Genomic DNA, 23,893 nt, shown 5'->3' with positions numbered 1-23,893 from the left:
TGAGCAGCGGCGGGGGCGAGACGGTTTCTTCTGCCGGGGAAAACAATTAAAGACGGCCTCCAAGTAAGCTTTGCGCAGCGAACTGCGCGGGAGATCGAGGATTGCGAATGACTGCGCGAACCAGCCTGACTGTGGTGCTTGCGGCCGGTGAGGGCACGCGAATGCGATCGTCGCTGCCGAAGGTGCTGCACCCGGTGGCCGGCCAGGCGCTGCTGTCGCATGTGCTCAATGCCGCCGCCGGCGGCGAGGGATCGCAGCTTGCGGTCGTGATCGGCCCGGACCACGAGGCAGTCGCCGCCGAGGTGCGCCGGGTGCGTCCCGACGCGCAGACCTTCGTGCAGCGCGAACGGCTCGGCACGGCGCATGCGGTGCTGGCCGCGCGCGAGGCGATCGCCCGCGGCGCCGACGATCTGCTGGTCGCGTTCGGCGACACGCCGCTGATCTCGGCCGAGACCTTTGCGCAGATGCGCGCGCCGCTGCGCGACGGCGCCGCGCTCGCGGTGCTCGGCTTCCGCGCCGCCGACCCGACCGGCTATGGCCGGCTGGTGGTCGAGGACGGCAGACTGGCCGCGATCCGCGAGCAGGCCGACGCCAGCCCCGAGGAGCGCAAGATCACACTGTGCAACGCCGGCGTGATGGCGTTCGGCGGCAAGACCGCGCTCGCGATCATCGAGAAGATCGGCAACGCCAATGCCAAGGGCGAATATTATCTGACCGATGCCGTCGGCATTGTCAGGGAACTGGGACTGGAGGCCGTCGTGATCGAAACCAGCGAAGACGAAGTGCGCGGCATCAACACCAAGGCGCAGCTCGCGGAGGCCGAGGCCGTGATGCAGGCGCGGCTGCGCAAGCAGGCGCTCGAGGCCGGCGTGACCCTGATCGCGCCGGAGACGGTCTATCTCGCGGCCGACACCAAATTCGGCAAGGACGTCACGATCGAGCCGTTCGTGGTGATCGGCCCCGGCGTTTCGATCGACGACGGCGCAGTGATCCATTCCTTCTCGCACATCGTCGAGGCCAGCATCGGCAAGAAGGTGTCGGTCGGTCCCTATGCGCGGCTGCGGCCCGGCACCTCGCTCGGCGACGGCGCGCGGATCGGCAATTTCGTCGAGACCAAGGCCGCCACGCTGGAGGCCGGCGTCAAGGTCAACCATCTCTCCTATGTCGGCGACGCCCATGTCGGCGCCAATTCCAACCTCGGCGCCGGCACCATCACCTGCAACTATGACGGCTTCCTCAAGCACAAGACGCTGATCGGCGAGGGCGCCTTCGTCGGCACCAATACGTCGCTGGTCGCGCCTGTGACGATCGGCAAGGGCGCCTATATCGGCTCGGGCTCGGTCATCACGAAAGACGTCCCCGACGACGCGATGTCGATTGAGCGTAGTGAACAATCCATCCGCGAAGGCGGCGCCGCGCGCTATCGCGCGGCCAAGATGAAGGCGAAGGCTGCGAAGGGGAAGTGAGGCAGTCGCGTCGCTGGCATACGCCTGCCTGACGATGTCGTTGCGACGCATCCCAATCCGAGGCGTCATCACCCGCGCATGCGGGTGACCCAGTATTCCAGAGACGGCCCGTTGTTGAGCCGAGAGGCCGCGGCGTACTGGATCGCCCGGTCAAGCCGGGGCGACGACAGATGTGGATGAGAATGCAGCTTCGCGTTCATTGCGCGACTTTGTCCGCATACTCCACCGTCGTCCCGGCCAATGCCGGGACCCATAACCACAGGGTTGTGTTGTTGGAAACAGGCTGTTGCCCCAGCGTCACCCAACAAAGCATTTCGATCCGATGCTAAAAGTCGACATCGATATCCTAGCATTCCGGGATTTGCAGTAACTTCGCGGCTTTCTGGTAGATACCTGTCAGATCGTCCAGCATATGAAGTGCCTCTTTGAATAGCTTAAAATTATAATCCGGGCGCAATGCGCTGATGCGTCGACGTGCGGCTTGGGCTTCCTCGACTCGTCCAGCGGCGGCGAGCGTCAGCGCCGACACGGCATGCGCGTGAACATGATCGCCGGCATGCTCGCCAACAAGCTTGGCAAAATCGGCAGCTTCCTCGATTTTACCCAGTCGGAGCAACGCGAACGTCCGCACCCGATGGGTACCGAACATCATCGGATCAAGCGGGCTGAGATGAGATGCGATATCGGCTGCGTCTATTGCGCGCGCAGGGTCCCCGGTCTGAGCTTGTACGAATGCAAGCGTGTAGTGAGCAAAGGCATAATTGGGACTCAAGCGAACGGATTGATTGAGCTCGCCGAGAGCGCCGTCATGCGCGTGCTGAAGCCATAGAGCACGACCGATGGCGCAATGGGCTGCCGGGTCGTTGGGGTCCGACATCAATGCCTGTTCGGCTGTCTCAAAGGCCAACGAAATTTCACGCTCGGGTTGGCTCACATGCAGATGGAACGCATTCTGGAAATGCGTGAAGGACAGCCCGGCATAGCTTCGAGAGAAAGTTGGATCGAGACTGATCGCCCTCTTGAAGAAATGCTGTGCCTCACGATTGCTGTCGGTCGTAAAGCGGTACATGCATGCGAGGCCACGATGATACGCCTGCCAGGCATCAAGGGAGGCTGGCGGCATGAGCAGCGCACGGTTCCGCTCAATGACATGAATTTCGGCATCAAGGCCCGTTATGATGCGCGCGGCCAGCAACGGAGGTACGGAAAAGGAATCAACGGCGTTGCAACTGAATTCGTCGACCCAGAAGATGCGATCGCTCCTGGGGTCGATCAGTTCCACTGTGACGAGATATTTCTTGCCGTCACGTCGTAAGTGGCCTGACGCGACATATTGCGCATTAACCAGGGTAGCAGCTGCCGTGGGCGTTTGATTCCGCAACGAAAGGGCGGTGCCGCGAGCAATCACGCTGATACTTCGCAATTTGGCAATGCCGAAAATGATGTCGCTGGTGACGCTGTCAGCATCCGCAACGTCTCCCGGCGCGGCCGTAAAGGGTAGCAACAGGAGTGTTGGCCCGCCTGTATCATGCCTCGGTCGGGCAGGCGGAATGCCGGAATGCGCGACGCCCACCAAACTCACGCTGATGGGCTTCGAAATTGACTGTTGTGCCGTGGCAAAGGCGGCTTTCAGCGACGACGGGTCGATGCCTTCGGTCTGAAAGCGAGTAACCGACGCATCGATCTGATGCTCGGCTTCCGCGTAAAGCCCTCGACCAAGCAGAGCGCGAACGAGTTCGATATGAACCGCTTCGTCGAACGGCGCAATGTCGAGGCACTCGCGCAGGACTTCGATACGGTCTTCGCTCTCCGGCGGCAGGAGCGAGCTTAGTCGTTCGAGTAGTTGCTGCCGCAATTGACCAAAACGGTGCCGTTGGCCCGCCAGCCAGTTTTCGAACGAGGGGGCCCTTTCGACGGAAAGACCCTCGAGAAAGTCACCCCGGAACAGATTCAGGAGCGCCCGAAGGTCGCTCGGCGACCCGCAGGTCAAAGTCTTCTGGGTGCGGCGCGCGACCAGGAGTGCGTCGATCTCGAGTGCGCTGGTTTCGATGCAGACCTGCTTGCGGTCGGCAACAAGTCGCATCGTTGTTGGCCCGTCGACCAATGGTCGCAGCTTGGACAGGCACCAGCGCAGTTCGCCTCGTGGGTCGTCGGCGACGTCCCAAAGGAACTCGCACAGTTTTTCGCGGGAAACCGGCCGTGCCGCCATCGCGAGATAGGCAAGCAGAGCGCGGACCTTGCGCGATGGCGGCTGCGCCACCGGGCTTCCATTCTGGATGACCTGCAACGGTCCCAGAAAAAGCAGGCGGTCCGCGGACAGGCTCGCCATTTCCATGATCGCTCCAACGCTCGCACCAACGATAGCCGCTTACAGCAGGAGATCTTGGACACCGTGTGATCACTCGGACGTTAGCACACGCCGAGTTCCATGCGGAAGAAAAACATCCAGCGCAACCAGCAACTTAACGAGAAGGCTCTGTCGTCGCCGATTCTGCGTCAGGAGAAACAATCATGATATCTGCAGCATTTCCCTACAAAAAACAGCGGCGCCAGATCCTTGGCCTTGAGATGGCGTATGTGGAGGTTGGAAACGGCGACCCCATCGTGCTGCTGCACGGCAATCCAACCTCGTCGTACTTGTGGCGCAACGTGCTGCCGCACCTGGAGCCGTTAGGCCGCTGCATCGTCCCCGATCTGATCGGCATGGGCGACTCCGACAAGCTGCCTGACAGTGGGCCTGGCTCCTATCGGTTCGTCGAGCACCGCCGCTACCTCGACGCTCTGCTCGAGGCGCTGAATGTGCGCGAGCGCGTGACCTTGGTCATCCACGACTGGGGATCGGCCCTCGGCTTCGACTGGGCCAACCGCCACCGCGATGCCGTGAGGGGTATCGCATACATGGAAGCGATCGTGGGGCGGCAGTATTGGGACCACTGGGACAAATTCGGAATGCGGCCCGTCTTGCAGGGACTGCGTTCCGAGGCCGGCGAACAGATGGTCCTGCAAGATAATTTCTTCATCGAGAAGGTCTTGCCCGGAGCCATCCTGCGCAAGCTCTCGGACGAGGAGATGGCGGAGTACCGCCGGCCGTTCGCCGAGCCCGGCGAGGATCGGCGGCCGACGCTGACGTGGCCTCGGCAAATCCCGATCGAAGGCGATCCCGCCGACGTCACTGCGATTGTGGACGCCTATGCGAACTGGCTGAAGACCAGCCGCGTGCCGAAGCTGTTCCTGAAGGCCGAGCCCGGCGGAATCCTGGCTGACGGCAAGGTTCTTGAACTCGCCCAAAGCTTCCCGGCGCAGACCGAGGTGACGGTCAAGGGAGTCCATTTCGTCCAGGAAGATTCGCCAAACGAAATCGGGCAGGCCGTCGCTGGCTGGTTAAAGACACTGGTCTGATGGGTCGTCCAGACCGCAATACGGGGCGCGTGCGAGTGCATCAGGAAAGAAGATATGATTCAAGCAGAGCAATTTGAGGTTCTCGTCCTGGGCAGCGGGGCCGGTGGCAAGCTTATCGCATGGCACATGGCGCAATCGGGACGGCGAACCGCCGTTGTGGAGCGACGCTGGATCGGCGGCTCCTGTCCCAACATCGCCTGTATGCCGACCAAAAACCAAATCTCCAGCGCAACTACAGCGCACGTCGCGCGGCATGGCGCGCGACACGGTACAATAAGTGGGGCGGTCGCTGTCGATATGGCGCTGGTTCGTCGACGCAAGCGCGAGATGGTGGAACGCCAGGTTGCGAAACACCTTCGAATCTACCAGGAAAGCGGTGCCGAACTGATCATGGGAAGCGGCCGTTTTGTAGCGCCGATGACCCTTGAGGTGAAACTCAACGACGGCGGAACGCGAGTGCTAGCGGCCGACAAAATATTCCTCAATGTTGGAACGCATGCAGCGGTTCCGAATGTGCCTGGCCTGGAGGCGGCTCGTCCACTCACGCATATCGAGGCGCTGGAACTGGATTATGTCCCGAAGCACCTGATCGTGATCGGCGGCGGCTATTCCGGCCTTGAATTGGCACAGGCTTTTCGCCGCTTTGGCAGCGCCGTGACCGTCGTCGAGTCCGGTCCTCGCCTGATGGCGCGTGAGGATGTCGACGTCTCGGATGAGATACGGCGCGTTCTCGGCGACGAAGGTATCCAGGTTCTCGCCGGAGCCCAGTTGCTGCAAGTCGGCGGACGATCGGGAGACAAGGTTACGCTTTCCCTGCGCACCCCGTCAGGTGAGCAACAAATTGATGGCAGCGATATTCTGGTCGCGGCTGGGCGCATTCCGAACACCGCCGGAATTGGTCTGAAGGAGGCCGGCGTTGAACTGGACGGGCGTGGTTACGTCAGCGTCAACGGCAGACTGGAGACAAGTGCGCCGGATGTATGGGCAGTCGGAGAATGCGCCGGCAGTCCGCAGTTCACGCACATATCCGAAGACGATTTTCGTATCATCCGTGACAATCTCGCGGGAGGACATCGCACTACGGGCGACCGGCTGGTTCCGTATTGCATGTTCACCGATCCCCCGCTCGCCCGGGTAGGGCTCAGCGAAGGTGAAGCCAAACGCCAAGGCGTGCTCGCTCGCGTCGCAACGCTGCCGATGGATTCCGTACTTGGGGCGCAAGCTACCGATCAAAGGCAGGGCTTTATGAAAGTTGTTGTCGGCAACAACGACGATCGGATCCTCGGATTCACGATGATTGGGACCTCGGCCGGTGAAGTCATGGCTGCGGTCCAAACGGCAATGTTGGCGGGCCTTGCCTATTCAAGTCTTGCCGACGCAGATTTTGCCCACCCGACGATGGCCGAAGGGCTAAGCTCATTGTTTTCGAGCGTGCCGCCTCGTAGCGTGCCGGAGACCAAATGATGGCCGGCCGGCATCGCCGCTCCCTGTCGCGAACTCGACTCCAGTCTTGCACGCGCTGCGTTTCGGGCTAGCGACGCGGTTCAGGCGGCGCTCTTCGCCTGGCGCGGCGCGTCGGTGTTCGGCTGGACCGGTCCGAACAGGATGCGCCGCTGCATCTCGTCGAAAGCGAGATTTGCGTTCTTCTCCCGCGTGACCAGCGAGAGCAGGATCGCGACCGCAAACGACAGCGGCATGCTGATAATCGCAGGATTGCGCAGCGATACGAACCACCATTCATGCTGGATCTCGGTCAATGGCTTGCCGAGAATGTCGACCTGGATGGTCGGCGACAGATAGATCAGCACCAGGGAGCTCAGCGTGCCGACGAGGATGCTCGCAACGGCTGCAGGCGTCGTGAAGCGGCGCCAGGTGATGGCGAGTACGAGCGAGGGGAAATTCGCGGCGCAGGCGATCGAGAACGCAAGCCCCGCCATGAAGGCGACGTTCTGGCCTTCGAACGCAACGCCAAGAATGATGGCGAGGATGGAAATCAAAACGGTTGCGACGCGCGCGACCTTGAGCTGCTCGGCCTCTGAAGCGGTACCGTCCCGGATCACATTGGTCCAGACGTCGTGGCAGAGCGTTGCGACGCCCGACAGCGTCAACCCCGCGACGACGGCGAGCATCGTCGCGAAGGCGACCGCGCAGATGAAGCCGAAGAACGCATTGCCGCCGACGGTGAGCGCGAGCAGGGGCGCTGCCATGTTGCCGCCGCCTCCGGCCTTTGCCACCGCCTCGGGGCCGACCAGCACCATGGCGCCGAAGCCGATGATGAAGACCATGAGATGAAATACGCCGATCAGGCCGGTTGCATAGAGGATCGACAACCGCGCGGCCTTGGAATCCTTCACCGTATAGGCCCGCATCAGCACATGCGGCATCGCGGCGGTCCCGAACATCAGGCCGAGCCCGAGCGAGATGGCATCCCATTGGCCGGAGATCACCTTCGATCCCGGCTGCAGAACCTTGGTGCCGTATTTCTCGGACGCCGCGGCGAACAGCTTCAGCGGGTTCATGTCGAAATGGGTCAAGACGAGGAAGGCGAGCAGGATGCCGCCGCCCATCAGCAACGCAGCCTTGACCACCTGCACCCAGGTGGTCGCCAACATCCCGCCGAACAGCACATAGACCAGCATCACGCTGCCGACGATGACGACCGACCAGGTGTAGGGCAGGCCGAACAGCAGTTTGATCAGCGATCCTGTAGCGACCATTTGGGCGATCAGGTAGAACAGGATGACGGCAAGTGTACCGACGGCGCCGGCGAGGCGCACCGGGCGCTGGCGCAGGCGATAGGCCACGACGTCGGCGAAGGTGAACCGGCCGACGTTGCGCAACGGTTCGACGATCAGGAACAGAATGATCGGCCAGCCGACCAGCCAGCCGATCGAATAGATCATGCCGTCGAAGCCGTTTGAGGTGACGATGCCGGCAATTCCGAGCAAGGCGGCAGCGCTCAGGAAGTCACCCGCGAGTGCCCAGCCATTCTGCCACGGCGTGACCTGACCACCGGCGGCAAAGAAGTGCTCGGTGGTGCGCGTGCGTCGTGCGGCCCAATAGGTGATCGCCAACGTCAATGCCATGAAGGCGAAGAAGAACCCGATCGAAAGCGCGCTGCTGCCCATTTTCTCTGCTCCTTTAGCGAAGGTTGCGGATGCCGGCGTCGAACACCCGGTTCGCCCACAGCACGTAGACCAGGCAGAGCGCGAAGGACGAGATGATGACGAGCGGGCCCAGCACAATGCAGAGCGACAGGCCGGGCATCAGGATGGTGCCGAGCAGCGGTTTGTCGAACGCGAAAAGCCCCATGAAGCCGAAATAGATCACCATCATCGCGACGCTGAGAACGAGCGCGACCGTCAGCCGCTTCTTGGCCAAGGCGCCGACGCTCAACGCCGGATCGACATTGCCTGATGTAACCACCTTCATATTTGGCCCCTCAAAACTTCAGCGCGCCCTGGCTGGCGCCAATCGGAGGAGCTTCAGTCGGGCTCCGACGGAAGGGAATTATGGATTTTTGCAATCCGCCGTGCGCTGCTACGGCACGGCATCGGCCAGCGAGACCTGCATGTCGGGGTCCTGCTTCAGGGTATTTTTCAGAAACGCGCGGACGGCGCGGATGCGCGGGGCAAATTGCAGGTCGCTGTGGACATTGAGCCAGACCTCCCGAACGGTGCCGGCGAGGGCGGGCAGCACGGGTATGAGGTCGGGCCGGTCGTTTGTGGCAAAGCTCGGGAGCATCACGATGCCGAGGCCGCCCGCCGCAGCGTTCATCTGCGCGATCATGCTGTTGGAGTGGAAGGCGATTTTCGGCTCTTCGATGACGTCGGCGAGCCAGCGCACTGAATCGACCTGGACCAGGTCCTCGATGTAGGAGACGAACCAATGATCCCCGAGGTCGCGAAGGCTTGCAGGCGTGCCGTGATTGTCGAGATAGTCCTGGCTCGCGAATAGCCCGAGCCGAAACTTGCCGATGCGCTCCGAGATCAGGCCCGGACCGGGTGGCCGGAAGAAGGACACGAACAGATCGGCTTCGCGCTTATGGACGTAGACCGTCTGGGCTGATGTGACGAGTTCGACGGTGAGGTGCGGCGTGGTGCGACGCAGCTTGGCAAAGCGTTGCGCAAGGTAGAGCGAGGCGATCCCCTCCATGGTGGCGAGCCGCACGTTCCCGACGAGCTCCTGGGTGTCGCCGGCGCTGGCCTCCTCGCGAATGGCGATCACCGCGCTCTCGACCCGCTCGGCGTGACGCAGCAACCGCTCGCCGATTTCGTTGAGCTTGAGACCGGTGCGGTGGCGTTCGAACACCGCAACCCCGAGGGAAGCTTCCATCTGGGCGATGCGCCGGCTGACGGTGGAATGGTCCAGCCGCAGCCGCTTTGCTGTCTGGCTCAAATTTCCGGCGCGGGCGGCGCAGAGAAAGACCCGCAAATCGTCCCAGTTGATCGTATCGAACATGACCTGCCTCCCGATTGCGGACCTTGTCAGCAAAGCAATTCCCGTTCCAACGCCCGGCGGCTCCGATCCTTCGCAACCGACCTTGCGACAATTCCGATGCACGCCGGGAAGGCAGGGATGATACCGCTTCGCTCTCCGATCCTAGCCGGGATTTTTCGACATGCTCCCTCGTTTCAAGGCTGCCGCCGTCCACGCTGCGCCCATCTTCCTCGACAGCCGGGCGACCACCGAAAAGGCGATCGCCATCATTCGCGAGGCGGCCAGGGCCGGCGCCGAGCTGATTGCGTTTCCAGAAACCTATATTCCCGCCTTTCCGGTCTGGGCCGCGCTGTGGCCTCCGATCGACAATCACGATCTGTTCGTGCGCATGGCGGAGCAATCCGTGCTGGCGGACGGACCGGAAGTGGCGCAGCTTTGCGCCGAGGCGCGCGCCCTCGGCGTCACCGTCTCGATCGGCATCAGCGAGCGCTCGGCCGTCAGCGTCGGGGGGCTGTGGAACTCGAATCTGTTGATCGGGGAGACCGGTGAAATTCTGGTCCACCACCGCAAGCTGGTTCCGACCTTCTATGAGAAGCTGGTGTGGTCGTCGGGGGATGGTGCGGGCCTTAAGGTCGCGGAGACGCGGCAGGGCCGGATCGGCGGGTTGATCTGTGGCGAGAACACCAATCCATTGGCCCGCTTCGCGCTGATGGCGCAGGGCGAACAGGTGCACATCTCGAGCTGGCCGCCGATGTGGCCCACCAGGCGCCCGGCAAGCGGCGGCAATTTCGACAACGTCGCCGCCAACCGCATCCGGGCCAGCGCCCACTGCTTCGAAGCCAAAGTCTTCGGGATCGTGACCGCAGGCTACATGGACGACGCAATGCGTGCCTTCCTCGTTGAACGCGATCGAAGCATCGCCGACGTGATCGACCGGACGCCGCGTGCGGCGAGCTTCTTCGTCGATCCGACGGGTAACGTGTTTGGCGATCAATTGCAGGACCAGGAGGGGATCGCCTACGCAGAGATCGATCTCAATCGTTGCGTCGAGCCGAAACAGTTTCACGACGTGGTCGGTTACTACAACCGCTTCGACATCTTCGACGTGACGATCGACCGCAGCCGGCTCACCCCGGCGCGATTTCGCGACGAAGAACAGCCGATAGCGGAAGCGCAAGACGAGGCAATTCCATCCGTCGATGCCGATGCCGTGTCGAATGGGCAGCGGCGCGAGCTCAATCGCAGTCGCGCGTTTGGTTCCTGACGGCGGTTCGAGCGAATGGGCGATCGTAGGCGGCTTGGGTAGCCGCAAGCGCGTCCTGTTGCCAATACGGGGATGTATGATTACGCTTTACCCCAGGTTGGCACCCCAGCGCTCATTCGATCGGCCGGACGCTCATGCCCAAATTCCTCCGCATCGGAGTCCATCAGTCGAACGTGTCCGGATACACGTCAAAGGCATGGTGCATTCGACGGGTTGGTTCGACGGTCTTCCTGAAGTGGGGCGCCGTGGAGGTTCAGGGCGCTGGAGTCGGGCGCAAGGTCTACTGGACGTTTCCACCGCAGGAAAAAACTATTCGCTGCCGCACCGTGCAGCGTGCCCAGGACTACACGAAGGCCGCAGTCGCACGGCGGCGCAGCCATCGCTATGAGCCACTGACCGGAAACATTGCGAACCGGCGTCGAACCGCCGATCGAAGCCCGGAGCTCAAACAGGCGCTCGCCACCATCCTCTTTGTCGATATCGTCCGATCCACCGAAAAGGCCGCGCGGCTCGGCGATTCGCGCTGGGCGCAGGTGATGAATCACTATTACGCCGCCGTCCGCAGGGAGTTGAAAGCCTTGCGCGGCAAGGAAGTCGTGACGACCGGGGACGGCGTGCTGGCGACGTTCGTCGCGCCGGCCGCCGGGATCCGTTGCGCGACGGCGATCGTTGAGGCCGTGCGCACGCTGGGGCTTGAGATCAGGGTCGGACTGCACGCGGGCGAATACAAGGTGAGCGGGGCGGAGGTGATCGGTCTCGCATTCCACATCGGCGCGCGCGTCGCCGCCAAAGCCCGCGCCGGCGAAGTGCTGGTCTCGAGCGCGGTCAAGGACCTGATGCCGGAGTCAGCAATCCGCTTCAAGGATCGCGGCGCGCACCAGCTCAAGGGCGTGCCGGAGCGATGGCGGCTCTATCAGGTCGAACATTAGGCTTCAGTGTTTCGCGCTCGATTCCCGGGCGCCAACGACGAATTATCTGACGGGGTGCGCCAGACTTTCCAATTCGTCCGCGCGCTTGCCGTCGTCCGACGTCGAAGCTTCGCGGGCCGACCGGATTTTGAAACGCATGGCCGGCTGCTCGATGGCGAGCCAGGTCGCGGCTGCCGCGACGGCCGTCGTCACGATCAAGACGGCTGCGGCCGGGAAGCCTTGCCATCCGAAGGCGTGCAAGATCATCACGACGGGCACATGATGCAAATAGATGCCGTACGATACGTCATTGCCCGCGAGGAGTTTCGACAGATCGGTCCAGGTAAAGGCTGCGGAAATGACGCAGCAGGCAAGAAGGATTGTCAACGTGGTCGATTGGAGCGTCGGCGGGTGATAGAACACGATGCCGTTCTGATCGCCGACAAGGATAACCATCTCGGCATAGAGCAGGGCCCACAGGACGAACTTGCCACGGAACAGCCGATCAATTCGGGTCCAGAGCAGCGAAAATATCGCGCCTATGCCGAAAAACCAGAAATAGAACAGAGGGTTTGCAACTCGCGTGCTGTCATCCGTCGCCGTGACGGTGGCCAAATGGTGCGAATAGACGGTCACGGCGAGAACGACGGCCAGCGAAGCCCAGCGGCGGCGCATGATCGGGGGCGGAAAGATCGCGAGGACGATCAGGTAGAACCCGAGTTCGAGCTCGATGGTCCACAGCGCCGCCGTCGGCAGGAATGGCAGCGCGTCGTTCCAGGCGAAGGGGTACGGCGCCACAAGCCAACTGGCGAGGGAGTCAGAGCCCGTGGCGAGGATGACCGTCCAGTATCGAAGAAAATCCTGGCTGAGAATCGAACCGATCGGCAATGCGCCGAACGCAACGAGCAGAGCGAGAATGATTGCGAGATTGAGCCATTGCGCCGGATAGATGCGCAGGCAACGATTGCGGAGGTATGCGAGGACGTCTCCATCATTGCGAAAGAAGGTGCCGGTGATGAGGAAACCGCTGGCGATGAAGAAGATTGGCACGCCGGAGGTGTAGGCGACCAGCAGGGGCAGCGGCTTGGGCCAGGGAACCCTGAGATAGGCCGCATGCTGAAGCAATACGTTGAAGGCTGCTAACAGCCTCAGAACGTCGAAATTGCTCCTGTAGTTCACTTCGCCCTCGACCGGAGGAGAGGCACGCTTGGCGTGCGGCGCGAAGTGTGATTGATTGCGTTTGGTTGTTTCGCGCTGTGGCTACGGTTGCCGTCGAAGACTATCGCACCCTTAACGTGTGCCCCTCAAAGTCCACGCACCCGGCTCACGCGATGTGACTTTGCGCCGGCATGGTTAGCCCCGATTAACCAGCCTTTTGCATCAACCTTGCCGTTTAAGACTGTCGCAATCGGCAATAATTATTGAGTATCTTGCGGCCGGCGATTCCCGTTAAGGGACCGTGTCGCCGCTTTGGCAAATTTTCGGCGATTTTGGGGATAGTGAACCGCATGTGCGGCATCGTCGGCATTCTTGGACGCGCTCCGGTCGCGGAGCAATTGGTGGATTCGCTCAAGCGCTTGGAGTATCGCGGCTATGATTCCGCCGGTGTCGCCACGCTGGAGAATGGCAGCCTGGCGCGGCGCCGCGCCGAGGGCAAGCTGAAGAATCTGGAGACCCGGCTGGAGGCCAAGCCGCTCGGCGGCCACACCGGCATCGGCCACACCCGTTGGGCCACCCACGGCAGGCCGACCGAGAATAACGCGCATCCGCACGCCACCGAGCGCGTCGCCGTGGTGCATAACGGCATCATCGAGAATTTCCGCGAGCTGCGCGAAGGCCTCGAGGCCAAGGGCGCGGCGTTCTCGACCGAGACCGACACCGAGGTCGTGGTGCATCTGGTCGACAATCTGCTCAAGGGCGGCGTCAAGCCGATCGAGGCGGTGAGGGCGGTGCTGTCGCAGCTGCGCGGTGCGTTCGCACTCGGCTTCATCTTCGCCGGCGAGGACGATCTGATGATCGGCGCCCGCAACGGGCCGCCGCTCGCGATCGGCCATGGCGACGGCGAGATGTATCTCGGGTCGGACGCGATCGCGCTCGGGCCGTTCACCGACACGATCAGCTATCTCGAGGACGGCGACTGGGTGGTGCTGAACCGCAAGGGCGCCACGATCTACGACAAGGACAACGCCATCGTCCACCGCGAGGCGATCAAGCACCAGACCGCGACCGCCTTGGTCGACAAGGCGAACTATCGCCACTTCATGGCGAAGGAGATCCACGAGCAGCCCGAAGTGGTCGGGCACACGCTCGCCCGTTACGTCGACATGGCGACCGAACGCGTCACCATGCCGGTCAAGCTGCCGTTCGATTTCAAGGATATCCAGCGCATCTCGATCACGGCCTGCGGCACCGCGAGCTATGCCGGCTTTGTCGCAAAATACTGGCTGGAAAAGCTCGCGCGGCTACCGGTCGAGCTCGATGTCGCGTCCGAATTCCGTTACCGCGAGGCGCCGCTGCGCAAGGGCGATCTTGCGATCTTCATCTCGCAGTCCGGCGAGACCGCCGACACGCTGGCGGCGCTGCGCTATGCCAAGTCGCAGGGCGCGCACACGCTGTCGGTCGTCAACGTGCCGACCTCGACGATCGCGCGCGAGAGCGAGACTGTGCTGCAGACGCTGGCCGGTCCCGAGATCGGCGTCGCCTCGACCAAGGCCTTCACCTGCCAGCTGATGGTGCTGGCCTCGCTCGCGGTCGCCGCCGGCAAGGCGCGCGGCGAGCTGTCCGATGCCGACGAGGCCAAGCTGGTGCATGGCCTGGTCGAGATCCCGCGCCTGATGTCGGAAGCGCTCACCACCGAAGTGCAGATCGAGAAGCTGGCGCGCGAGATCTCGAAGTCGCGCGACGTGCTCTATCTCGGCCGCGGCACCAGCTATCCGCTGGCGCTGGAAGGCGCGCTGAAGCTGAAGGAAATCTCCTACATCCATGCCGAAGGCTACGCCGCCGGCGAGCTCAAGCACGGGCCGATCGCGCTGATCGACGAGCACATGCCGGTGGTGGTGATCGCGCCCTACGACAAGGTGTTCGAGAAGACCGTCTCCAACATGCAGGAGGTCGCCGCCCGCGGCGGCAAGATCATCCTGATGACCGACGCCAAGGGCGCGGCGGAGGCCACCATCCAGTCGCTGGTGACGATCGTGATGCCGGACATGGGGGCGACCTTCGCGCCGATCGTCTATGCCGTTCCGGTGCAGCTATTGGCCTATCATACCGCCGTGGTGATGGGCACCGACGTCGATCAGCCCCGGAATCTGGCCAAATCGGTCACGGTCGAATAGCCGCAAGCCGCGGCTTCACGTGGCCCTTCAAAAATGCGTCAGAATGGCTTAGCTGGGTGTTGGACTACGGCCGCTTCGACGACCTAGGAACCGCAATGACTTCCAACAAAGTGCCTCCCCCCGCGCCAGGTGACCTGCCCCCCGACGCTCCCCGAGGGCTGATGGCGCGGTTTCGCAACTATTTCCTGACCGGCCTGGTGGTGGCCGGGCCGATCGCGATCACCTTCTATCTGACCTGGTGGTTCGTGAACTGGGTCGACAATCTGGTCCGGCCGTTCGTGCCGACGGCCTACCGGCCGGAAACCTACCTGCCGTTCGGGCTGCCCGGTTCCGGCCTGATCGTCGCCGTCATCGCGCTGACGCTGCTGGGCTTCCTCACCGCCAATCTGATCGGGCGAACCCTGGTCGATCTGGGCGAGCGGCTGCTCGGGCGGATTCCGGCGGTGCGGGCGATCTATCGCGGCCTGAAGCAAGTGTTCGAGACGCTGTTCTCCGGCAACGGCTCGAGCTTCCGCCGCGTCGGCCTGGTCGAGTTTCCGTCGCCCGGGATGTGGTCGATCGTGCTGATCTCGCAGGCGCCGAACGCCGAGCTCGCGACCAGCCTGCCCGGCGAGGAGGAGCATATTTCGGTGTTTTTGCCGTGCGCGCCGAACCCGACCACCGGGTTCTTCTTCTACGTGCCGAAGAGCAAGATCATCGAAATCGAGATGAGCACCGAGGACGCCGCGACGCTGATCATGTCGTGCGGCGTGGTGCAGCCCGGCGGCGCCAACGATCAGAAGCGCGCCGCGGCGCTCGCCGGCATGGCCAATGCCGCGCGCATCGCCAACCAGGCCTCGCTGCAGCCCGCCACACAGCCCGCGCCGGCGAAGGTGGAGTAGGACCCCTCCGCTCTTTCGACGTCATTGCGAGGAGCTTCATCCCGCGCCGATCAGCGGCACGGTCTCGTCGCGTTCGTAGAGATAGAGCAGGGCGCGCAGCGCCTCGCCGCGCTCGCCCTTCAGCTTCGGATTGTCCTTCATGATCCGCAGCGCCTCGTCGCGGGCCTGGGTGATCAGCTGGCCGTGCACCTCGGAGCGCGCAATGCGGTAGCCGGGCAGGCCGCTCTGGCGGATCCCGAGCACGTCGCCTTCGCCGCGCAGCTTCAGATCCTCCTCGGCGATCCGGAATCCGTCGGTGGTCTCGCGGATCACTTTCAGCCGCGCCTTCGACATCTCGCCGAGCGGCTCCTTGTAGAGCAACAGGCAGGTCGAGGCCTCCGAGCCGCGGCCGATGCGGCCGCGCAGCTGATGCAGTTGCGCCAGACCAAAACGCTCGGCGTTCTCGATCACCATGATGGTCGCGGCCGGCACGTCGACGCCGACCTCGACGACGGTCGTTGCGACCAGGAGGCCGATCTCGTGCGCGGCGAATTGCGCCATCACGCGATCCTTCTCGGTGCCCTTCATCTGGCCGTGCACGAGGCCGACGCGATCGCCGAACCGCTTTTGCAAGCTCTCGAACCGCTCGGTCGCGTTGGTGAGGTGCTCGGTACCTTCGGCCTCCGATTCATCGACCAGCGGGCAGATCCAGTAGACCAGCTTGCCCGCATCGAGCGCGCGGCCGACGCCGTCCATCACATCCTCGATCCGGCTCATCGGCACCGCGCGGGTGTCGATCGGCTGGCGTCCGGCCGGCTTTTCGCGCAGCTCCGAGACGTCCATGTCGCCAAAATATGTCAGCACCAGCGTGCGCGGGATCGGGGTCGCGCTCAGCACCAGCACGTCGACGGCCTCGCCCTTGGAGGTCAGCGCAAGCCGCTCGCGCACGCCAAAACGATGCTGCTCGTCGACCACGGCGAGCGCCAGCGCCTTGTAGATCACATCGTCCTGGATCAGCGCATGCGTGCCGACCAGGAGATCGATCTCGCCGGCCTCCAGCCGCTCTAGGAGCTCGCGGCGCTCCTTGCCTTTCTCGCGGCCGGTGAGGATCGCAACCCGCATGCCGGCGCGTTCGGCGAGCGGCGCGATGGTCTTGATGTGCTGGCGCGCCAGAATTTCGGTCGGCGCCATCAGCGCGGCCTGCTTGCCGGCTTCCGCGACCGCTGCGGCGGCAAGCAGCGCCACCACGGTCTTGCCGGAACCGACATCGCCCTGCACGAGCCGCAACATCCGCACCGGCTGTTGCAGGTCTGCGATGATCGCGGCCACCGCCTCCTGCTGCGATTTGGTCAGCGCATAGGGCAGGGCATCGATGATCTTCTTGCGCAGATGGCCGTCGCCGGCATTGCGGACGCCGGCGGGACGGCGCAACGTCGCGCGGATCAGCGCCAGCGCGAGCTGACCGGCGAGCAGTTCGTCGAAGGCGAGCCGCGACCAGAACGGGCCGTCGGGCAGGATGTCGGTCAGCTCGACCGGAACATGGACGCGGGTCAGCGCCTCCCGGATCGGCGGGAAGTTGCAGCGGCGCAGCACTTCGGGGCTGATCCATTCCGGCAGATCCGGCAGCTTGGTCAGCGCCTGCGCGATGGCGCGGCGGAGCGAGCCGATCGCAAGCCCCTCGGTCAGCGGATAGACAGGGTCGATACCAGACAGTTTTGCAAAGCCGGCTTCATCGACCACGCGATCGGGATGCACGATCTGCGGGATGCCGTCATACATCGCCAGCGTGCCGGAGACGTAGCGCTTCTCGCCGACCGGCAGCAGCTTCTCGACATAGCCGGGCTGGGCGCGGAAGAAGGTCAGGACGACGTCGCCGGTGTCGTCGCTGGCATAGACGAGGTAGGGCGCGCGCGAATTGCGCGGCGGCGGCGGGCGATGGCGGTCGACGGTGACCTCCAGCGTCACCATGGTTCCGACCGCGGCGTCGCGGATCTTCGGCCGGGCGCGGCGATCGATCACGCTCGCCGGCAGATGCAGCAGGAGATCGACCAGCCGCGGCGTCTCGCTGCGGTCGAGCAGATAACGCAGCAGCTTGTCCTGCTTCGGGCCGACCCCTTGCAGGGTCGTGACCTGGGCAAACAGCGGATTGAGCAGGCTGGGGCGCATCGGTGTCCTTTACACACGACTCACGTCATGCGCGGGCTTGACCCGCGCATCCATCTTCACAAGAGGATGGATTGCCGGGTCAAGCCCGGGCAATGACGGCATGCGCCATAAGCACCCCAAAGAGCCGCTAAAGAGGGCTGACATCGGCCATCGCCGTCGCTATATCAGGGCCCGCCCGGCACGTCCGGGCTTTTGGCGTTCGATGGATTTTGGGACATGACGGGATCGACACGATCAAGCAACGGGCTCGATGATCGCCGCAAGCGGCTTTTGTTTCGCTGCTGGCATCGCGGCACCCGGGAGATGGACCTGATCCTCGGCCGCTTTGCCGACGCGACCATTGCCGATCTGTCCGATCAGGAGCTCGGCGAGCTCGAGCACCTGATCGAGGTGCCGGATCCCGACCTCTATGCGGCGCTGACCGGCGACAAGGTGCTGCCGGTCGAATACGCGACCGCGCTGTTTGCCCGCATCAAGGCGTTCCGGGTGGCGGATCACGGCGCATGAAACAGCCGATGAAATCTCCGGCCGCGATGCTCGCGCCTGGCCGGGTGCTGACCATCGCCAATGTCGCCGAGGGCGCCGAGGGGCTCGTCATCTCGGATCTGGCGCGCGCCATCGCCGCGCAACCGAAGCGGCCGGCGGTCAGCCTCGCCGTGGTGTGCCGCGACGGCGCGCGGATGCAACAGCTCGCCCGCGCGCTGGAATTCTTCGCGCCCGACATCGCCGTGATGCAGGTTCCGGCCTGGGACTGCCAGCCCTATGACCGCGTCTCGCCGCATTCCGGCATTCTGGCGCAACGTCTGACTGCGCTGGCAAAACTGTCGCGGCTGGTGGGCAGCGACAAGCCGCTGATCGTGCTGACCACCGTGAACGCGGCTGTGCAGCGGGTGCCGGCGCGCGGGCTGGTCGCAGCCCAAGCGCTGTCGGTCGCGCCCGGCAATGTGGTGCCGATGGATTCGGTCGTGGCCTGGCTCGAGCACAATGGCTACACCCGCTCGTCCACGGTGCGCGAACCCGGCGAATACGCCGTGCGCGGCGGCATCCTCGATTTGTTTCCGGCCGGCCTCGACCAGCCTGTTCGATTCGACTTCTTCGGCGACAGCCTGGAATCGATCCGCACCTTCGATGCCGAGACCCAGCGCACGCTGCTCGACATGCGCGGGCTCGACCTCGTGCCGGTCTCGGAATTCCAGCTCACCACCGAAACCATCCGCCGCTTCCGCATGGGCTATGTCGCGGCGTTCGGGGCGCCGGAGCGCGACGATCAGCTCTATGAAGCGGTCTCGGAAGGACGCCGCCATCCCGGCATGGAGCACTGGCTGCCCCTGTTCCAGGAGCGGATGGACACGCTGTTCGACTATCTCGACGGCGCCGCAATCGCGATCGAGCCGCAGGCCGAGGACGCCGCGCGCGAGCGCTTCACGCAAATCGCCGACTATTACGAGGCGCGGCGCGAGGCGCTGGAGCATCCGGGCAGCGGCGCGATCTACAAGCCGCTGCCGCCGGACCAGCTCTATCTGACCGAGGCCGAATGGACAAAACTGCTCGGTGACGCGCCGCTGGCGCGGCTGACGCCGTTCGCGGTGCCCGAAGGCTCGCCCGACATGTTCGACGCCGGCGCGCGGCAGGGCCGCAATTTCGCGCCGGAGCGCACCGACGGCAACGTCAACGTGTTCGAAGCCGTGGTCGGTCACATCGGCGCGTTGCAGTCGCAGCGCAAGAAGGTCATCGTCGCGCTGTGGAGCGAAGGCTCGCGCGACCGCATGGGCGCGATGCTGCGCGACCACAAGCTGCTCAACACCACCAGCGTCAACACCTGGCGGGTCGTGCAGGCGACGCCGCGCAACGAGACCATGCTGGCCGTGGTCGGCATGGAGTCCGGCTTCGAGACCGATGAATTCGCCGTCATCAGCGAGCAGGACATTCTCGGCGACCGTCTGGTGCGGCCGCGCAAGGCGAGCCGCAAGCTCGACAATTTCATCTCGGAGGTGACGAGCCTGGCGACCGGCGATCTCGTCGTGCATGTCGAGCACGGCATCGGCCGCTTCGTCGGGCTGCAGACGCTGGAGGTCTCCGGCGCGCCGCATGACTGTCTCGAGCTGCACTATGCGGCGGAGACAAAGCTGTTCCTGCCGGTCGAGAACATCGAGCTGCTGTCGCGCTACGGCTCCGACAGCGCCAATGTCGAGCTTGATCGCCTCGGCGGCGGCGGCTGGCAGGCGCGCAAGGCGAAGCTGAAGAACCGCATCCGCGAGATCGCGGGCGAATTGATCAAGATCGCCGCTGAGCGCCAGCTGCACGAGGCGCCGAAATTCCCGCTGCAGCCGCATGTTTATGACGAGTTCTGCGCGCGCTTCCCATACGAAGAGACCGAGGATCAGTTAGGGGCCATCACCTCGACCCTGAAGGACCTCGAGATCGGCCGTCCGATGGACCGGCTGATCTGCGGCGACGTCGGTTTCGGCAAGACCGAGGTGGCATTGCGCGCGGCATTCGCCGTGGCGCTGGAGGGCAAGCAGGTTGCGGTCGTGGTGCCGACCACGCTGTTGGCGCGCCAGCACTCGCGCACCTTCACCGAGCGTTTCCGCGGCTTCCCGGTCAACATCGCGCAGGCGTCGCGGCTGGTGTCGACCAAGGAGTTGAACCAGGTCAAGAAGGGGCTCACCGACGGCCAGGTCGACATCGTGGTCGGCACCCACGCGCTGCTCGGCAAGGCCATCAAGTTCAAGGATCTGGGTCTTCTGATCGTCGACGAGGAGCAGCATTTCGGCGTCAGCCACAAGGAGCGGCTGAAGCAGCTGCGCGCCCAGGTGCACGTGCTGACGCTGTCGGCGACCCCGATCCCGCGCACCCTTCAATTGGCTTTGACGGGCGTGCGCGAGCTCTCGATCATTGCCTCGCCGCCGGTCGATCGCCTGGCGGTGCGAACCTTCGTCGCGCCGCACGATCCGTTGATGATTCGCGAGGCGCTGCTGCGCGAGCGTTATCGCGGCGGCCAGGCGTTCTATGTCGTGCCGCGGATCGAGGACCTCGCCGGCGTCAAGGATTTCCTCGACAAGAACGTGCCGGAGATGAAGGTCGCGGTCGCCCACGGCCAGATGCCGCCGACCGTGATTGAGGACATCATGTCGGCGTTCTACGACGGCAAATACGACGTCCTGCTCTCGACCACGATCGTCGAGTCCGGTCTCGATATTCCGAACGCCAACACGCTGATCGTGCACCGCGCCGACATGTTCGGCCTGGCCCAGCTCTACCAGCTGCGCGGCCGCGTCGGCCGCTCCAAGCTGCGCGCCTATGCGCTGTTCACCTTGCCGGCGCAGCAGAAGATCACGGCGCAGGCCGAGCGTCGGCTCAAGGTGCTGCAGTCGCTTGAGACGTTGGGCGCCGGCTTCCAGCTCGCCTCGCACGACCTCGACATCCGCGGCGCCGGCAATTTGCTGGGCGAGGAGCAATCCGGCCACATCAAGGAAGTCGGCTTCGAGCTGTACCAGTCGATGCTGGAGGAAGCGATCGTCAACCTCAAGGCCGGCGTCGCCGAGCCCGCCGCCGACCGCTGGTCGCCGCAGATCACGATCGGCATGCCGGTCCTGATCCCCGAGGACTATGTCAACGATCTCAGCGTGCGGCTCTCGCTCTATCGCCGGCTCGCCGATCTCGAGACCGACGAGGAGATCGACAATTTCGCCGCCGAGATGCGCGATCGCTTCGGCGTGCTGCCCGACGAGGTCCGCTATCTCTTCAAGGTCGCGGCGATCAAGGCCTATTGCCGCAGGGCCAATGTCGGGAAGGTCGACGCCGGCCCGAAGGGCGCGGTGATCGCGTTCCGCGACAACAGCTTTGCGCATCCGGAGCGGCTGGTGTCGTTCATCCGTCAGCACGGCCAGGCCGCCAAGGTGCGGCCCGACATGAAGGTGGTGTTCTTCCAGGAATGGGATACGCCGGAAGAGCGGCTCGCCGGCACCACCGAGATCCTGCGCCAACTCGCCAATCTCGCGGAGAGCAAGAAGGCGGCGTAGGCCACGACCAATCCGCGTCACTGCCGAGCGAAGCGCGCCAAGACCGGACGCAGAAGTGAACTGAACAGCAGACGCAGGCAACATGGTGGACGACGCGAAGGTTCGAGCTCGCTAGTGCCATTGCGGTGCGGGACTTTCGCTGTCAGCCGATGACCGCTGGGCAAGGCTCTCGCCTAGAAGCAAACCGTTTGCAGCTAGGCCGTGAATCCAGGGCCTGCCAAGGCGGACGGCTTGCCAAGGTCCGCTGTGCACCCTTAGCGACCAAATTCTGCAGGGCAGCTAAATGACGCAATGGGCCAAACTCGGAGATGAGCCGAGCCCGGCACTCGCGTCGAATGATTTAGTCGACCGACCGGGCTTTGAGTTCATCTTCTCCGAGGCGGCTAATCGTCGCTCTGCGACTGCCGATTGTGCATGCTTGCCCCACACAATTGCGCGTAGTGTGCGGACGTTCCGGAAGCGATGCCCTTGCGCATATTTTGACGGTCAGAGGAGATCTCACCCATGGTGCAGAGCGGGATTTCCCGTCGTCGATTTGTTCAAACAACTGCCGCTAGTTCGTTGGCGCTCGCTGGAATAGGCCGCGGTCGTCCCGCGAGCGCTCAATCGACAAAGCCGAACATCGTCTTCATCCTGGCGGATGACCTCGGCTACGCGGATTTGAGCTGCTACGGTCAGCGAGATTATACGACACCGAACATAGATCGGCTTGCAACCGAGGGATTGAAATTCACGCAAGCGTACTCCAATTCGCCTGACTGCTCTTCGACGCGCACGGCGTTGATCACGGGGCGCTATCAAGCTCGCTTGCCGCTTGGGCTCGAAGAGCCCCTTACTCCTTTAACTCCCAAAGAAATCGGCCTGGCGCCAAACCATCCCACCTTGCCGTCACTACTGAAGAAGGCGGGATATGGCACGACGCTAGTCGGAAAATGGCACCTTGGCGATCTGCCGGATTTCAGTCCGCTGAAGAGCGGCTATGACCAGTTCTTCGGGATACTCGGCTGCTGCGCCGATTATTTCAATCATGGAGCGGAGGCTTCCCGAGCCTACGTGTTACCGATCCCCGGACTTGCGCATCAACTCTACGAGCAGGAAGTGCCGGTTGAGCGTCACGGTTACATGACGAATCTACTCGGCGATCGAGCCGTGCAAACTGTTGAAGGCTACGCCAAGTCAAAAGAGCCGTTTCTGCTGAGTCTGCATTTCACCGCGCCGCATTGGCCATGGGAAGGGCCGGATGACGAGGCAGAGTCGAAGCGGATCAGGAACATTCTTGACCGCGACGGCGGCTCGCAGAAGACCTACGCCGCGATGGTGCAAAGTCTGGACACCAATATAGGCCGTGTGCTGCAGGCGCTCGAAGCGAGCGGTCTATCTAGCAACACCATTGTCATCCTCACCAGCGACAACGGCGGTGAACGTTTCTCTAACGTTTGGCCATTCTCCGGCATGAAACATGAACTCCTCGAAGGTGGCATTCGCGTTCCGGCCATTGTGCGCTGGCCCGGCCGGATCCTGCCCGGAGTGGTGTGCGAACAGGTCATGATAACGATGGACTGGATGCCGACCTTGCTTGCTGCCGTCGGCACGTCGCCGGACGCGGCTTATCCATCCGACGGTGAGGACCTCGGACAAGTTTTGATTGGCAGCGCGGGGCCGCATCCCCGGAAGTTGTGTTGGCGCTATAAGGCGGGATCGCAGCGCGCCATCCGCGACGGCGACCGGAAATATCTGCGGATAGCGGGAAACGAGTTTCTCTTCGATGTGGTGAGAGACCCGCGTGAGCGGGCCAATCTCAAGGACCGGGAGAAAGACGTCTTCGAACGGCTGAAAGGTGACTGGGAGGGGTGGAACGCAACGATGCTACCAGAACGGTCGCGGCCGGCGTCTTTTACCCACACTGGCAACTTCGTTGCTGACCACTATGGCGTCACTAACCCGGTGCCAACGCCTCCTCCGACAAGTGCCCCCACGAAGTAATCAATGATTTGGAAGATCTGCGCGGCCGTCGCGCCGACCGCACGATGGTC

16 protein-coding genes are annotated in these 23,893 nt (G+C 63.5%); 10 read left to right on the top strand and 6 right to left on the bottom strand.

The genetic code is table 11. The features are described from left to right. The first annotated feature begins 107 nt into the window (after positions 1-107). Positions 108-1,466, top strand: coding sequence for a bifunctional UDP-N-acetylglucosamine diphosphorylase/glucosamine-1-phosphate N-acetyltransferase GlmU (gene glmU / locus K359_RS0125780; protein WP_029081897.1), 1,359 nt, complete (start codon positions 108-110; stop codon positions 1,464-1,466). A 346-nt stretch (positions 1,467-1,812) separates the two neighbouring features. Here glmU and K359_RS53040 read toward each other — a convergent pair whose 3' ends face one another. Then, on the bottom strand, positions 1,813-3,801 hold the full coding sequence (locus K359_RS53040; RefSeq protein ID WP_084518510.1) for a BTAD domain-containing putative transcriptional regulator: 1,989 nt from the start codon (positions 3,799-3,801) through the stop codon (positions 1,813-1,815). Positions 3,802-3,977: 176 nt separating this feature from the next. Here K359_RS53040 and K359_RS0125770 point away from each other — a divergent pair, with 176 nt between their 5' ends. Together K359_RS0125770 and K359_RS0125765 are read left to right on the top strand one after the other, a co-directional pair. Continuing rightward, positions 3,978-4,865: a haloalkane dehalogenase gene (locus K359_RS0125770; RefSeq protein ID WP_029081896.1), complete on the top strand. Its 888-nt coding sequence runs from the start codon at positions 3,978-3,980 to the stop codon at positions 4,863-4,865. 54 nt (positions 4,866-4,919) lie between these two features. Then, a complete protein-coding gene (locus K359_RS0125765; RefSeq protein ID WP_029081895.1) occupies positions 4,920-6,329 on the top strand; it encodes an FAD-dependent oxidoreductase in 1,410 nt (469 codons plus the stop codon). A gap of 80 nt (positions 6,330-6,409) precedes the next feature. Here the strand turns inward: K359_RS0125765 and K359_RS0125760 are convergent, their stop codons facing one another. The 3 genes from K359_RS0125760 to K359_RS0125750 form a co-directional block, all read right to left on the bottom strand. Next, a complete protein-coding gene (locus K359_RS0125760; protein ID WP_029081894.1) occupies positions 6,410-7,993 on the bottom strand; it encodes a cation acetate symporter in 1,584 nt (527 codons plus the stop codon). Between the two features lie 13 nt (positions 7,994-8,006). Next, positions 8,007-8,297, bottom strand: coding sequence for a DUF485 domain-containing protein (locus K359_RS0125755; protein WP_051346409.1), 291 nt, complete (start codon positions 8,295-8,297; stop codon positions 8,007-8,009). A gap of 108 nt (positions 8,298-8,405) precedes the next feature. After that, on the bottom strand, positions 8,406-9,326 hold the full coding sequence (locus K359_RS0125750; protein ID WP_029081892.1) for a LysR family transcriptional regulator: 921 nt from the start codon (positions 9,324-9,326) through the stop codon (positions 8,406-8,408). Positions 9,327-9,486: 160 nt separating this feature from the next. On the opposite strand from K359_RS0125750, the gene K359_RS0125745 reads away from it, so the two are divergent. Beyond that, positions 9,487-10,569, top strand: a complete 1,083-nt coding sequence (locus K359_RS0125745) for a carbon-nitrogen hydrolase family protein (RefSeq protein ID WP_029081891.1) — start codon at positions 9,487-9,489, stop codon at positions 10,567-10,569. A 134-nt stretch (positions 10,570-10,703) separates the two neighbouring features. Then, positions 10,704-11,498 carry an adenylate/guanylate cyclase domain-containing protein gene (locus K359_RS0125740; RefSeq protein ID WP_029081890.1) on the top strand — a complete coding sequence of 265 codons (795 nt, stop codon included), beginning with the start codon at positions 10,704-10,706 and terminating at the stop codon, positions 11,496-11,498. 42 nt (positions 11,499-11,540) lie between these two features. Here K359_RS0125740 and K359_RS0125735 read toward each other — a convergent pair whose 3' ends face one another. Then, positions 11,541-12,656: an acyltransferase gene (locus tag K359_RS0125735; RefSeq protein ID WP_084518508.1), complete on the bottom strand. Its 1,116-nt coding sequence runs from the start codon at positions 12,654-12,656 to the stop codon at positions 11,541-11,543. A 329-nt stretch (positions 12,657-12,985) separates the two neighbouring features. Between K359_RS0125735 and glmS the strand changes: the two genes are divergently transcribed. Together glmS and K359_RS0125725 are read left to right on the top strand one after the other, a co-directional pair. Next, the gene (glmS, locus tag K359_RS0125730) at positions 12,986-14,812 is read left to right on the top strand and encodes a glutamine--fructose-6-phosphate transaminase (isomerizing) (protein ID WP_029081888.1); all 1,827 of its coding nucleotides are present in this window, start codon (positions 12,986-12,988) and stop codon (positions 14,810-14,812) included. 95 nt (positions 14,813-14,907) lie between these two features. Next, positions 14,908-15,693, top strand: a complete 786-nt coding sequence (locus K359_RS0125725) for a DUF502 domain-containing protein (protein ID WP_029081887.1) — start codon at positions 14,908-14,910, stop codon at positions 15,691-15,693. Positions 15,694-15,729: 36 nt separating this feature from the next. Here the strand turns inward: K359_RS0125725 and recG are convergent, their stop codons facing one another. Continuing rightward, positions 15,730-17,838: an ATP-dependent DNA helicase RecG gene (recG, locus tag K359_RS0125720; RefSeq protein ID WP_029081886.1), complete on the bottom strand. Its 2,109-nt coding sequence runs from the start codon at positions 17,836-17,838 to the stop codon at positions 15,730-15,732. A gap of 216 nt (positions 17,839-18,054) precedes the next feature. Between recG and K359_RS0125715 the strand changes: the two genes are divergently transcribed. From K359_RS0125715 to K359_RS0125705, 3 genes are all read left to right on the top strand, one after another. Next, positions 18,055-18,345: a succinate dehydrogenase assembly factor 2 gene (locus tag K359_RS0125715; protein ID WP_029081885.1), complete on the top strand. Its 291-nt coding sequence runs from the start codon at positions 18,055-18,057 to the stop codon at positions 18,343-18,345. Beyond that, positions 18,342-21,860, top strand: coding sequence for a transcription-repair coupling factor (gene mfd, locus K359_RS0125710; protein WP_029081884.1), 3,519 nt, complete (start codon positions 18,342-18,344; stop codon positions 21,858-21,860). The genes K359_RS0125715 and mfd overlap by 4 nt, the downstream gene beginning before the upstream one ends. A gap of 504 nt (positions 21,861-22,364) precedes the next feature. Beyond that, a complete protein-coding gene (locus K359_RS0125705) occupies positions 22,365-23,843 on the top strand; it encodes a sulfatase (protein ID WP_029081883.1) in 1,479 nt (492 codons plus the stop codon). Positions 23,844-23,893: the final 50 nt, after the last annotated feature.

Source organism: Bradyrhizobium sp. th-b2 (assembly GCF_000426785.1).
Classification (GTDB): Bacteria; Pseudomonadota; Alphaproteobacteria; order Rhizobiales; family Xanthobacteraceae; genus Bradyrhizobium; species Bradyrhizobium septentrionale.
This window is presented reverse-complemented; position numbering and strand designations above follow the sequence as displayed.